10 protein-coding genes and 1 riboswitch are annotated in these 12,153 nt (G+C 72.6%); of the genes, 6 read left to right on the top strand and 4 right to left on the bottom strand.

Features of this window, described 5'->3' with window-relative positions; translation table 11 throughout:
- The 3 genes from ACIQZN_RS14045 (at position 1) to ACIQZN_RS14035 (ending at position 2,794) form a co-directional block, all read left to right on the top strand.
- A complete protein-coding gene (locus tag ACIQZN_RS14045) occupies positions 1-486 on the top strand; it encodes a potassium channel family protein (protein WP_403992178.1) in 486 nt (161 codons plus the stop codon).
- A gap of 143 nt (positions 487-629) precedes the next feature.
- Positions 630-1,952, top strand: a complete 1,323-nt coding sequence (locus ACIQZN_RS14040; protein WP_403992175.1) for a geranylgeranyl reductase family protein — start codon at positions 630-632, stop codon at positions 1,950-1,952.
- A gap of 44 nt (positions 1,953-1,996) precedes the next feature.
- Positions 1,997-2,794: a thioesterase II family protein gene (locus ACIQZN_RS14035; protein WP_403992172.1), complete on the top strand. Its 798-nt coding sequence runs from the start codon at positions 1,997-1,999 to the stop codon at positions 2,792-2,794.
- Here the strand turns inward: ACIQZN_RS14035 and ACIQZN_RS14030 are convergent.
- Entirely contained in the window at positions 2,784-3,494 is a 711-nt protein-coding gene (locus ACIQZN_RS14030) for a TetR/AcrR family transcriptional regulator (RefSeq protein ID WP_403992169.1), read from the bottom strand. The two genes, ACIQZN_RS14035 and ACIQZN_RS14030, sit on opposite strands and share 11 nt — an antisense overlap.
- Before the next feature lie 79 nt (positions 3,495-3,573).
- Here ACIQZN_RS14030 and ACIQZN_RS14025 point away from each other — a divergent pair, with 79 nt between their 5' ends.
- Entirely contained in the window at positions 3,574-5,049 is a 1,476-nt protein-coding gene (locus ACIQZN_RS14025) for a DHA2 family efflux MFS transporter permease subunit (RefSeq protein ID WP_403992166.1), read from the top strand.
- 69 nt (positions 5,050-5,118) lie between these two features.
- On the opposite strand, the gene ACIQZN_RS14020 is transcribed toward ACIQZN_RS14025, so the two are convergent.
- The 3 genes from ACIQZN_RS14020 to ACIQZN_RS14010 all read right to left on the bottom strand — a co-directional run bounded on the left by ACIQZN_RS14020 (position 5,119) and on the right by ACIQZN_RS14010 (position 8,992).
- Positions 5,119-7,623, bottom strand: a complete 2,505-nt coding sequence (locus ACIQZN_RS14020) for a SpoIIE family protein phosphatase (RefSeq protein WP_403992163.1) — start codon at positions 7,621-7,623, stop codon at positions 5,119-5,121.
- Between the two features lie 146 nt (positions 7,624-7,769).
- Positions 7,770-7,952, bottom strand: a complete 183-nt coding sequence (locus ACIQZN_RS14015; RefSeq protein WP_391266418.1) for an Rv0909 family putative TA system antitoxin — start codon at positions 7,950-7,952, stop codon at positions 7,770-7,772.
- Positions 7,953-8,125: 173 nt separating this feature from the next.
- Positions 8,126-8,992 carry a transglycosylase SLT domain-containing protein gene (locus tag ACIQZN_RS14010; RefSeq protein ID WP_403992160.1) on the bottom strand — a complete coding sequence of 289 codons (867 nt, stop codon included), beginning with the start codon at positions 8,990-8,992 and terminating at the stop codon, positions 8,126-8,128.
- Positions 8,993-8,995: 3 nt separating this feature from the next.
- Positions 8,996-9,180: riboswitch (cyclic di-AMP (ydaO/yuaA leader) on the bottom strand.
- Positions 9,181-9,603: 423 nt separating this feature from the next.
- On the opposite strand from ACIQZN_RS14010, the gene ACIQZN_RS14005 reads away from it, so the two are divergent.
- Entirely contained in the window at positions 9,604-10,440 is an 837-nt protein-coding gene (locus tag ACIQZN_RS14005) for a 2,3-dihydro-2,3-dihydroxybenzoate dehydrogenase (RefSeq protein WP_403992157.1), read from the top strand.
- A gap of 51 nt (positions 10,441-10,491) precedes the next feature.
- Complete coding sequence (locus ACIQZN_RS14000) at positions 10,492-12,150, top strand: (2,3-dihydroxybenzoyl)adenylate synthase (protein WP_403992154.1); 1,659 nt, start codon at positions 10,492-10,494, stop codon at positions 12,148-12,150.
- The last annotated feature ends 3 nt before the right edge of the window (positions 12,151-12,153 follow it).

Genomic DNA, 12,153 nt, shown 5'->3' with positions numbered 1-12,153 from the left:
ATGGTGCCTGTATTCCTGACCAAGGCGGTCGAGCTGCTGCTCGGCCGGGAGAACCGCTCGCTGCATCTGAAGGCGGCGGGCTGGGCGACGGTGCTGCTCGCCGTGACCATGCTGGCCGGCTCGTGGCTGGTGGTCCTGGCCGAGCGGCACGCGCCGGCCGCCACGATCACCTCGTATCCGCGGGGGCTGTGGTGGTCGGTGGAGACCGCGACGACCGTCGGTTACGGGGATCTCTTCCCGGTGACGCTGTGGGGGCGGGTCGTGGCCGCCGTCGTGATGGGTGTCGGCATCACGACGTACGGGATGGTCACGGCCGCGCTCGCGACCTGGTTCGTCGGGCATGAGCAGCGGCGCCGTCACCGGCTGGCCGCCGAGGCCGAGCACGCCGCGCGCCGGATGCGGGACGACACGGAGCGGCTGCTGCACGAGCGCTTCGACCGCATCGAGCGGCTGCTCGCCGACGCGGGGCGCAGGCCGCCGGGCTGAGCGGCGGGGCGCTCCGGGTGTGAACGGCCCGGGGCGGGGCAGCCCTTTTTCGATCACCCGCCCCGGGGGCCCGGGAAACCGGCAGGATGTCGGTGTACAGGGCCGTCGTCCCGGCGGCGGGCCCGAGCGAGGAGAGGAGCCCCATGCGGGACACGCGTGCAGAGCAGTCGCCGTCGGACGAGGAGACCGCTCACGGCGCGGCCGAGGAGGCGCAGGTCATCGTGGTCGGCGCGGGCCCGGCCGGTTCGTCCGCCGCCTACCACCTCGCGAGGGCCGGGGTCGATGTGCTGCTCCTGGAGAAGTCCCGCTTTCCCCGCGAGAAGGTGTGCGGGGACGGTCTGACCCCGCGCGCGGTGCACCAGCTGATTCGCATGGGCGTCGACATCCAGGCCCCCGGCTGGACCCGGTCGCGGGGGATGCGCTGGGTGGCGGGTCCCCGGCAGGTGGAGATCGACTGGCCGGCGCTGGGCGGCTTCCCGGACTTCGGGCTCACCCGCAGCCGGCACGACTTCGACGACATCCTGGCCCGGCACGCCGTGGCGGCCGGTGCCCGGCTGCGTACCGGGGTGAAGGTGAAGGAGCCGGTGACCGACCGGGCGGGGCGGATCACCGGGGTGACGGCGGTGTCCGACGCGGGCACGGTGGTGCACCGGGCTCCCGTGGTGATCGCCGCCGACGGCGCCTCGGCCCGGATCGCGCTGGCCATGGGTCTTGAGCGGGACGCCAAGCGCCAGATCGCGACGGCCGCCCGGCGCTACTACCGCAGCCCGGAGCGTTCCGGGGAGGACTTCCTCGAACTGTGGGCCGACCTCCGCTTCCCGAGGAGCGATGCCTATCTGCCGGGGTACGGCTGGATCTTCCCGATGGGGGACGGCCGGGTGAACGTCGGCCTGGGCGCGCTCCCCCACCGTCGGCACGGCAGTGCGGACCTGCGTGCCACGCTGGACCGGTGGCTCGCCCGTACGCCCGAGGAGTGGGGGCTGCGGGAGGAGAACGCGGAGGGGCCCGTACGCAGCGCCGCGCTGCCGCTGGGCTTCAACCGCCACCCGCTGTACACCCGGGGCCTCCTGCTCGTCGGGGACTCCGGGGGCATGGTCAGCCCGTGGAACGGCGAGGGCATCGGGCAGGCGATGGAGGCGGGCGAGGTGGCCGCCGAGACGACGGCGCTCGCGCTGGCGCTGCCGCCGGGACCGAGGCGCGAGCGGGCGCTGCGCCACTATCCGGCTGAGATGAACCGGCGCTGGGGCCGCTACTACCGGCTCGGCAACACGGCCGCCGATCTGATCTTCAGCCGGTCGGGCTTCCAGCCGGTGCTGAACCGGTACGTGATGGGCTCGCCGGCCCTGCTCAACACCCTGGCCCGGCTGCTCACCAACCTCACGGAGCACCCCTCGCGCGACGCGATCGACCATGTCCTGAACACGGCGGTCCGCCTGGTGCCCGCGCCGGGCGCCCGGCGACGCTGAACCCGTAGGCCCCGCACACCAGATGTGAGAACCGAAGGCGATCCATGCACCAGCAAGAGACCGAAGAGACAGGCCGGGGAGCGGGCACGCGTCCGGAGACCTGGCTGCGCCGCTACCACCCCACGGACGCCCGCGCCGAGCTGGTGTGCTTCCCGCACGCGGGCGGCGCGGCGGGGTTCTGGCGTCCGCTGTCCGAGGCCGTGCGGCAGGCGCTGGACGTGCGCGCCGTGCAGTACCCGGGCCGGCAGGACCGCTACCGCGAGGAGCCCCTCGACGATCTGCACCGGCTCGCCGACCTGATCGCCGAGGCCCTGGCGGCCGGCCCCGCCCCGGCCGGGCCGCGCGTCCTCCTGGGGCACAGCATGGGCGCCTCGCTCGCCCACGAGGTGGCGCTGCGGCTGGCCGATGTCCCGGGTCACGGGGCGGCGGCACTGATCGTGTCCGGCCGGCGGGCGCCGTCGCGCCTGGGATCCGGCACGCCGGAGACCGATGAGGCGCTGCTCGCCCGGGTCCGCGCGCTCGGCGGCACGGACCCGGCCGTGCTGGCCCATCCGGAACTGCTCGACGTGATCCTCCCCGCCCTGCGCGCCGACTACGCGGCCGTCGCGGGGTACGTGCCGCGCGGCGGTCTCCTGGCGTGCCCGGTCGTCGCCCTCACCGGGGACGGTGACCCGGAGGTGTCGGTGGAGGACGTGGGGCCGTGGCGCGAGACGACCACGGGCCCCTTCGCGATGCGGGTCCTGGCGGGCGGGCACTTCTTCCTGAACGACCATGTGCCGGCCGTGGCGGAGCTGGCCGTGTCCCTGTCGGACGCTCCGGCGCGGGGGCCGCTCAGCCGCTGACCCCGTCGGAAGCCCCCGACGCCGCCCCCGGCGCGTCGGGGGCTTCCTTGTGGGTGCCGAAGGCGCGCAGGAAGGTGTCGACGCCCGCTGTGACGACCTCGGCGACCTCCTCCGGGTCCAGCGGGCGGGTGCCGAGCGCGCTCATCCCCGGCAGCTCCTCGTAGACCAGCGCGATGAACTGGTTGGCCGCCCTGACCGGGTCCCCGATCCTCAGGTGCCCGGCATTGGCCAGCCGGGCGAGGCGGCCCGCGAGCGCCTCGGTGAACTGGTTGGGCCCGCTGGCCCGTACCGCGTCGAAGAGGTCCGGGAAGCGCACGGCCTCCGCGTACAGCAGCCGGCGTACGGCCTCGGACCGCTCGTCGCAGTAGCAGTCGACCAGCTTGGTGGCCAGGTCCTCCAGTGCGGGGCGCAGCCGGTCCGGATCGGTGGGGAAGCCGGTGAGGACGTCCAGGGTCTTGGCGTTGGACCGGGCCGCCGTCTCCGTCAGGACGTACCGGAAGAGCTTCTCCTTCGAGCCCAGGTGGTTGTAGATCGTCGGTTTGGACACCCCGGCCTCGGCGGCGATCACGTCCAGGCTCGCCTGGGCGTATCCGACCTGCGCGAAGACCCGCAGGGCCGCCTCCACGATCGCCCGGCGCTTGTCGAGGCGCCCGCGGTCCGCCGGGCGCCCGTCCATCTCTTCCTTCTCGCCAACGCTCATGCGCCCATGCTACGGTGCCAGCCACCTGATTTAACTACCCAGTTAAATTTGATGACTTACTCGGTTCAAAGGAGTTCCCGTGTCTGTAACAAAGCCGGCGGAGGGCGGGCCCGCCAGGCTCGACGCCGCACTTCTGACGCTGGTCGGCGTCATGGTGCTCGGCGGGATGATGTCGTACCTGGATGCGACGATCGTCAACGTCGGGATCAGCACGCTGGGCGGTGAGTTCCACGCGACGCTGGCCACCGTCGAGTGGGTCACCACCGGCTATCTGCTCGCGGTCGCGCTGGCGATTCCGCTGGCCGGCTGGGCCGTGGTCCGGTTCGGCGCCAAGCGCATGTGGCTGCTCGGCCTCTCGGTGTTCCTGATCGGCTCGACGCTCTGCGCCTTCGCCTGGAACGCGGAGAGCCTGATCGCCTTCCGCGTCGTCCAGGGCTTCGGCGGCGGCATGGTCGACCCGATCATGATGACCGTGGTGGCGGGCGCCGCGGGACCCGCCAGGATCGGCCGGGTCATGGGCCTGGTCTCCGTACCGATCACGCTGGGCCCGGTGATCGGCCCGGTGATCGGCGGGCTGCTGCTGGACAGCTTCTCCTGGGAGTGGATGTTCCTGGTCAACATCCCCTTCGCGCTGGCCGCGATCGTCCTGGCGGTGCGGGTGCTGCCGGCCGACCCCCCGCCGAGCGGCGACCCCGTCCCGTTCGACGCACTGGGCGTCGCACTGCTCTCCCCCGGTTTCGCCGCGATCGTGTTCGCGCTGTCCCGGGCGGGCGGCGACGGCTTCGGCGGTACGGAGGTGATCGTCGGGCTCGCGGTGGGCGTCGCCCTGTTCGCCGCGTACGCCGTGCACGCGCTGCGCACCACGGCGACGCCGCTGCTGGACCTCCGGCTGTTCGGCGGCAAGGGGTTCAGCGCGAGCGTGATCACCATGTTCCTGCTCGGCGGCGGTCTGTTCTCGCTGCTGTTCCTGCTGCCGTTGTACTACCAGCAGGTCCACGGCCACACCGTCCTGGAATCCGGGCTGCTGCTCGCGCCGCTGGGTCTCGGCACGCTGATCGGGATGCCGATCGCGGGCAACCTCGCGGACAGGGTGGGCGCCCGGCGGCTGGTCCCGACCGGTGCGCTGCTGATCGGCGCCGGCGCCCTGGTCTTCACCGGTTCGGGCTCCGGCACCTCCCAGGTCGCCCTGACCGCCGCGCAGTTCGCCGCCGGCTTCGGCATGGGCCTGGTGGGCGCGCCCACGATGGGCTCGGTCTACAGGACGGTCCCGGGCGAGTCGGTCGCCGGTGCCACCGGCGCGGTCTTCATCCTCAACCAGATCGGCGCCTCGCTCGGCATCGCCGTGGTCGCCCTGATCCTCCAGGGCGGCGGCTCCCACGCGGCCCCCACCGCCGACTCCTTCTCCAACGCCTTCTGGTGGCCGGTCGCCGCGGCCGTCGTGGTCTTCGCCGCGGGGCTGCTGCTGCCCGGGAGGCCCGGCCCCGCACCGGCCGCCGCCCCCGAGGCGCCGGAGGAGACGTCCACCGGGCGTGAGCCGGCCACCGACCGCGCCTGAGCCGCTTGCACGATGCCGGGGCGCGGGACCCGTGCGAACTGCCCCCGGTGTTGCGCTCCGAGGCGGTTCTCAGCCGTTCTCCCCCGTCCACCGCGCCGCGAGGAGCAGGGCGATGTCGTCGGGCCGGTCCGCGGCCTGGCGGGCGCGGCGGATGACGTGGTCGGCGGTGTCGGTGAGCGGGGCGGCGCCCAGGCCCTGGAGGGTGGAGCGCAGCCGCTCGACCCCGATGTCGATGTCGATGCCCGCCTGCTCGACCAGGCCGTCGGTGTACAGCGCGAGCGTGGCGCCCGGGTCGAGGTGGAGTTCGGTGACGGGGTAGCCGGCCTCGGCGTCGATGCCCAGGACGATGCCGCCCGGGAGGTCCATGACCTCGGCGGTGCCGTCGGGTCTGCGCAGGACGGGCTGGGGGTGTCCGGCGCGCACGGCGTGCGTCCGGCCGGTGGCCGGGTCCGTCACGATGTAGCAGCAACTCGCGAACTGGCCGGTGTCCAGGTCGATGAGCAGGCGGTTGGTGCCGCTCATGACCTCCTGGGGGTCGTGGCCGCTGAGCGCGAAGGCCCGTACGGCGCTGCGGAGCTGGCCCATGGTCGCGGCCGCGGACACGCCGTGGCCCTGCACGTCCCCGATGACGAGGGCGAGGCGGCCGCCGGTCTCGATCACGTCGTACCAGTCGCCGCCGACGTCCATGCCCTGGGTGCCGGCGAGGTAGCGGCCCTGGGTGTCGATGCCGCGGACGGCGGGCAGCCGGTGCGGCAGCAGGGCGTCCTGGAGGCCGCGGGCGAGGGCGGCCTCGGTGTCGTAGCGCTGGGCCCGCTGGAGGGCCTGGGCGATGAGGCCGGCCAGGGCGGTCAGGACCGTGCGCTCCTCCGGGCTGAAGCCGCGCGGCTGGTCGAAGCCGAGGATGCAGGAGCCGACGAGCCGTCCGGAGGCGATGAGCGGGAGGAAGGCGCGGGCGCCGACGTCGGCGTCCATGGGGATTCCCGGGTAGGCGGCGGCCAGGCGCTGCATCGACTCGAAGAAGATGGGGCGGCCGGTGGTGAGCGTTTCCACGCCGGGGATGCGGGCGTCCAGGCCGACCGCGTCGAACCGGTCGAGGAAGCCCTGCGGGAAGCCGGTCTCCCACTCCAGGTAGAGGTGGCCCTCCTTGAGCAGGTAGATCGCCAGCTGCCGGCCGCCGAAGGCGGGGAGCAGCTCCTCGGTGACCACCCGGGAGACCTGCCGGGCGGTGACGGCCTCGGTGAGCGCGATGGCCAGGGCGACCGGCCGGTAGAGGGCGGCGGACCGGTCGGCCGGCGAGCCGAGCCCCAGCCCGGGCGAGACGACGGAGTCCGGGGTGTAGGCGGGTGTGTCGGTGGGTGTGAGGACGGCGGTCAGGCCGTCGTGCCCGGGGTACAGGGAGACCGAGAGCCAGGGGGGCGGCTCGCGGCGGGCGAGGAAGTGGACCGGGGCGTCGGAGATCATCGCGGCCCGGTAGTGGTCCTCGTACGCCGGGTTGGCGAACCAGGGCAGCGCCTCCCAGAACACCCGGCCGACCAGGGCGGCGCGGGGCCGGCCGAGCATGTCCTCGGCGAGCGGGTTGACGTAGGTGATCCGGCCGAAGCGGTCGAGCGAGAAGATGCCGCGCGGCAGCCGGTCGGCGGCCTCGGCGACGACCGGGCCGATGCCCAGGTCCACCAGGAAGCCGGTCAGGTGCCCGCCGGGCCCGACGTCGTCCTGGCGGCGCCCGGAGACCTCCAGCAGGTGGGAGCGCCCGTCCGGGCCGCGCAGCCGCATCCGGCGCACGACGGGGCCGCGGGAGCCCGCCGCCTGCCGGGCCAGCGCCCAGAGGCCGTAGACGTCCTCCGGTGCGAGCCGGGCGGCCAGGGCGTCGATGGTGCCGGGGAAGCGGCCGCTCCCGGTGCCGAGGATCGCGGCGAGGTCGTCGTCCGCGTCGACGGCGCCGGTGGCGAGGTTCCAGTCGAAGCGGCCGATGCGCACCGGCGGCGAGGTCCTGGCGGGCAGCTGTACGGGGAGCGGCTCGCCCTCCCACTCGGGCCGGGTGCCGGCGCCCGCGAGGCCGGCCAGTTCGGTGCCCAGGCGGTCGGCGATGCGTTGGAGGCGTTCCCGCTCGACGGCGGGCACCGGCTCGTCGCCGGTCGCACCGCGCAGGACGACGAGGACGCCCACCGGTTCACGGCGGCGCAGTACCGGCACGTACAGGGAGCCGAAGGGGAAGGGCAGCCCGGCCATCAGCTGCGGGAAGCGCCGCATGGCGTCCTCGGCGTCGGTGAGATACACCGGGCTGCCGGTGCGGAACGCCTCGGCGACCGGGAACGGCCGGTTCACGTGCATCCGCCACCAGGGGCGGAGCAGGGGGACGGGGAATCCGGCGAGGACGGCCAGCCGGAGCAGGCCGGGGGTGCGCGAGGGGAGGTAGATCCCGCCGGCCCGGCCGCCGACCGCCTCGACGGCGTGTACGACGGACTGGGCGAGCACCAGGGACAGGTCGTCCGGTGCCCGGCCGTCCTCCGGTCCTGCGGGCGGTCCGCCGCTCGGGCCGAACGGCAGCCGCCCGGCCGCGCCGTGCCAGGTCACACAGCCAGCATGCTCCCGGGCGGCCGGTGCGGCACGTCGGAGGCGCCCCCCGGGCCCGCACGGCCGGCGGGGCGCGGCGCGACACGCGGGAGCGGTGGACACCACGGCTGTGGCGTCCACCGCTCCCGCACGGTCCGGGCCAGCGATTACCGGCCCTGGTCCGGCCTGTCACCGAACTGGTCATTGGCCTTCTGCTGGGCCGAGTCGACCTGGCCGCTGTACTTGCCGCCGGTCTTCTTGTCGACGTAGTCGCCGCCCTTCTCGACTCCCTGGCGGGCCTGGTCCGGATGCCCCTTGATCATGTCCTTGATCTTGTCGAGCATGCCCATGACTGACCTCCTAGAGACGCTGACCGTTCCAGCATCCGCGCCTTGCCGTGCCCTCGCATTCCGGGGCCGGGGCCACCGTGGGCGGCAGGGCACGCGAAAGGGGCGGGAAGAAGCGCTTCCGCTTCTTCCCGCCCCTGCTCACGACCCTGCCCCGAGCGCGGGGCCGGTGTGGATCAGTACGCGCCGAAGACGTTGTCCATCGAGCCGTACGTGGCGGCGGCGTAGTTGCACGCGGCCGTGATGTTGGCGACCGGGTCGTAGAGGTCCATCGACGTACCGGGCACGTGGTACGCGTCGAAGGTGGGCTGGATCACCTGGAGCAGCCCCTTGGAGGGGGTGCCGTTGACGGCGTTGATGTCCCAGTTGTTGATCGCCATCGGGTTGCCCGAGGACTCGCGCATGATGTTGCGGTAGATGCCGTCGTAGCTGCCGGGGATGCCATGCTGCGCCATGATCGCCAGGGATTCCTTGATCCAGCCGTCGAGGTCGTCGGTGTACGTGACGGACGCCTGGGTCTCGGCGGGCTTCTCGGCGGCGACCGGGACGACGGTGCGCTCGGAGCGGTCGGCGCGGTCGGCGCTCTCCGTCCGGGGGGCGGTGTCGCCGTTCTTCTCGGCGGTCTCCGCCTTGAATGCGCTCTTCTTCGCGGCCTTGGGGGCGGCGGCCTCGGACTTGGCGCCGATGGTGAGCTTCAGGCCCGGGTGAATGAGGTCGGGGTTGCCGCCGACGGCACCGCGGTTGTCCTTGTACAGCCGCTCCCAGCCGCCGCTGAGGGAATGCCCCTGGGCGATCTTGTAAAGCGAATCGCCGGACACCACGGAATAGGTGGTGGGCGCGGCCTTGCGCACGGCAATTTCCTTGCCGGCGACGGAAGTCGGGGCCGCGGCCTTTTCGGCGACGACGGTCTTGGCGGGGGCGGCGGAGGCCGATCCGGCCGAGATCAGGGGGAGCGCGAGAACGGCTCCGCCCGCGCTGACGGCGATGAAACCGCGGGTCAGGGACGCGGACTTGGCACGACGGTGCTTACCCGTGAGGGTCATGGCGTATTTCCTCTCCGTCGCCTACGAGGTGAGCTGTCGGGTTCGGACTGGAGATGTCCGGTCGCACATGGCGACTTCACCCCTAGCCGCTCCGGATTCCGGACCGGCGGCAAACCTGGGTCCCCCGCTCCTGCCGTACGTGAGTGGTCGGGTTCCCGGACGGCGGCAGGATTCGGCGTTCCATCCGGATTGATGACGGGACCGTAAGCGAGAAACGACAGCCGGAACAAGCCCGGAATTGCTGATCACAATTGTTTTGCAAGATCAATCAAAGGAAATGCTCATGATCGCCCGAGTCGGGGGAAGTCAAATTTCTTGGCACGACTGGGAACCGGGAGATCGGATTGCGCGTCAGAAACGGCTGACGTGACGCTGCCCACTGTGGGCGTAATAGAAGCATTAGTCCGTTTTGAGTGTGTCTGGCACCATCAAAACCGCCCTGATCGCCCGTAATTGACTTTTTGCTCAAGTAGGTGCAAAAAGGGCATCCGGCGACCCGGGAACGGCCAGGATCGCGGGTTCCGACCCCCTCGCTCGCGTGATCACTCTATGGTTAGGCTTACCTAAGTGTTGCCGCCCCTCGTTCACCGTCACAGGGAGACCCCAAGACCATGGCGCCGCATTCCGCCCCTTCTTCCCGTCCTTCCGTCGCCCCGGCCGACCAGGAACTCACCGGGCGGCTCGCCCTCGTGACGGGAGCCGGACGCGGCATAGGAGAGGCGGTCGTGCGGGCGCTCGTCGCGCGCGGCTGCCGGGTCCTGGCGACCGACGCGGCCCCGGAGGGCGTCGACGCCCTCGCCCGGGAGCACGAAGGGAGCGTCGTGGCCCGGGCGCTGGACGTCACGGACGCGGCCGCCGTCGAGGCCCTGGTCGCGGAGGCGGAGGACACGCTCGGCGCTCTCGACATCGCGGTCAACGTGGCCGGGATACTGCGCTGTTCACCCGTCACCGAGCTGACCGACGAGGACTGGCGGGCGACGTTCGCCGTCAACACGGACGGGGTCTTCCACGTCTCGCGGTCCGTGGCGCGCCGGATGGCGGAGCGGGGCGCGGGCAGCATCGTCACCGTCGCGTCCAACGCCGCCGGCATCCCCCGTACGACCATGGCGGCGTACGCCGCGTCGAAGGCCGCCTCCGTCATGTTCACCAAGTGCCTCGGCCTGGAACTGGCCCCCCGGGGCGTCCGCTGCAACACGGTCTCGCCCGGCTCCACGCTCACCGACATGCAGCGCGGGATGTGGCCGGCCGGTGAGGCGCACGACGACGGGCCCGCCGCGCAGCGCGTCATAGCCGGGGACCTGGCGAGCTACCGCACGGGCATCCCGCTCGGCCGCATCGCCGAACCGGCCGACATCGCCGAGGCGGTCGCCTTCCTCGTGTCCGACCGGGCCCGCCACATCACCCTGCACGACCTGTACGTCGACGGCGGCGCCACCCTGCGCGCCTGACCCGTCCGACCGGCGCCCTCACAACGGCCATCCCCCTGGAGACCTGGAACGATGACTGCCTCACCGTACGAAGACGCCCCGACCTGGCCCGCGGAGTTCGCCGCCCGCTACCGCGCGGCCGGGCACTGGCGCGGCGAGACCTTCACCGGCATGCTGCGCGAACGGGCCGAGGCCCACGGCGACCGCGTCGCGCTGATCGACCCCGCGCCCGGGCGCCGCGCCTGGACGTACCGGGAGCTGGACGAGCGCGCGGCCCGGCTGGCGGCCGGCTTCCGGGCGCGCGGGATAGCCAAGGGCGACCGGGTAGTCGTCCAGCTGCCCAACATCGCCGAGTTCGCCGAGGTCGTCTTCGCCCTCTTCCGGATCGGCGCACTCCCCGTATACGCGCTGCCCGCCCACCGCGAGACGGAGATCGGCTACTTCTGCTCCTTCGCCGAGGCCGTCGCCTACGTCATCCCGGACCAGCACGCCGGATTCGACTACCGCGCGCTCGCCACCGCCGTACGGGACCGGGCGCCCGGCCTGAAGCATGTGTTCGTCGTCGGCGACCCGGGCGAGCACACCGCCCTGTCCGATGTGCCGTGCGACGCGGCCGGGGAGCCCGAGGACGGGCCCGAACCGCACGACCTGGCCTTCCTCCAGCTGTCCGGCGGCACCACGGGGGTGCCGAAGCTCATCCCCCGTACGCACGACGACTACATCTACTCGCTGCGCGGCTCCAACGAGATCTGCGGCGTCGACGCGGACACCCGCTTCCTCGTGATCCTGCCCGCCGCGCACAACTTCCCGATGAGCTCACCCGGTTGGCTCGGCACGCTGTACGCGGGCGGCACCGTGGTCCTCTGCCCGCGCCCCGACCCGGCCACGGCGTTCCCGGTGATCGAGCGGGAGCGCGTCACCATGACGGGCATGGTGCCACCGCTCGCCCTGGTGTGGACGGACGCGGCCGCTGCGGCGGAGCAGGACCTGTCGAGCCTGGAGCTGATCCTGGTCGGCGGCGCCAAATACAGTGAGACGGCCGCCCGGCGCCTCGAACCGGCGCTCGGCTGCCGGCTGATGCAGGTCTTCGGCATGGCCGAGGGCCTCGTCAACTACACGCGCCTGGACGACGACTACGAGACCGTCGTCTCCACCCAGGGCCGGCCGATCTCCGAGGACGACGAGATCCGCATCGTGGACGACGCCGGACAGGACGTCCCGGACGGGCGGTTCGGCCATCTGCTGACCCGGGGCCCGTACACGATCCGGGGCTACTGGCGCGCCCCCGAGCACAACAGGACCGCGTTCACCGAGGACGGGTTCTACCGCACGGGCGACATCGTGCGCCGCACCCCGTCCGGCCATCTCGTCGTGGAGGGGCGGGCGAAGGACCAGATCAACCGGGGCGGCGAGAAGGTCGCGCCGGAGGAGATCGAGAACATCATCCTGGCCCACCCGTCGGTGCACGACGTCTCGGTGGTCGGGGTGGCCGACCCGTATCTCGGTGAACGCACCCTGGCGTACGTGATCCTGCGCGAGGGCGCCGAACCGCCCGGGGCGCTCGCCGTGAAGCGGCATGTGCGCGAACGCGGTATCGCCGCGTACAAGGTGCCCGACCTCGTCGAATTCGTGGATGTGTTCCCGCAGACGGGGATCGGCAAGGTCAGCAAGAAGGGCCTGCGCACCGATTCCGCCCCCGCCTCCACGTCAACTCCCCCCGCACAGAACTGAGTC

It is taken from the genome of Streptomyces sp. NPDC097595 (assembly GCF_044761525.1).
GTDB lineage: Bacteria > Actinomycetota > Actinomycetes > Streptomycetales > Streptomycetaceae > Streptomyces > Streptomyces drozdowiczii_A.
Note: the sequence above shows the minus strand (reverse complement) of the source record. Positions and strands in the feature narration are given on the sequence as shown.

What these genes read in the sequence shown, in the direction of transcription:
- ACIQZN_RS14015 (WP_391266418.1), bottom strand. Translation starts at nt 7,952, where the DNA reads ATGGGCATGCTCGACAAGATCAAGGACATGATCAAGGGGCATCCGGAC.
- ACIQZN_RS14035 (WP_403992172.1), top strand. Translation starts at nt 1,997, where the DNA reads ATGCACCAGCAAGAGACCGAAGAGACAGGCCGGGGAGCGGGCACGCGT.
- ACIQZN_RS14005 (WP_403992157.1), top strand. Translation starts at nt 9,604, where the DNA reads ATGGCGCCGCATTCCGCCCCTTCTTCCCGTCCTTCCGTCGCCCCGGCC.
- ACIQZN_RS14040 (WP_403992175.1), top strand. Translation starts at nt 630, where the DNA reads ATGCGGGACACGCGTGCAGAGCAGTCGCCGTCGGACGAGGAGACCGCT.
- ACIQZN_RS14000 (WP_403992154.1), top strand. Translation starts at nt 10,492, where the DNA reads ATGACTGCCTCACCGTACGAAGACGCCCCGACCTGGCCCGCGGAGTTC.
- ACIQZN_RS14030 (WP_403992169.1), bottom strand. Translation starts at nt 3,494, where the DNA reads ATGAGCGTTGGCGAGAAGGAAGAGATGGACGGGCGCCCGGCGGACCGC.
- ACIQZN_RS14045 (WP_403992178.1), top strand. Translation starts at nt 1, where the DNA reads ATGGTGCCTGTATTCCTGACCAAGGCGGTCGAGCTGCTGCTCGGCCGG.
- ACIQZN_RS14010 (WP_403992160.1), bottom strand. Translation starts at nt 8,992, where the DNA reads ATGACCCTCACGGGTAAGCACCGTCGTGCCAAGTCCGCGTCCCTGACC.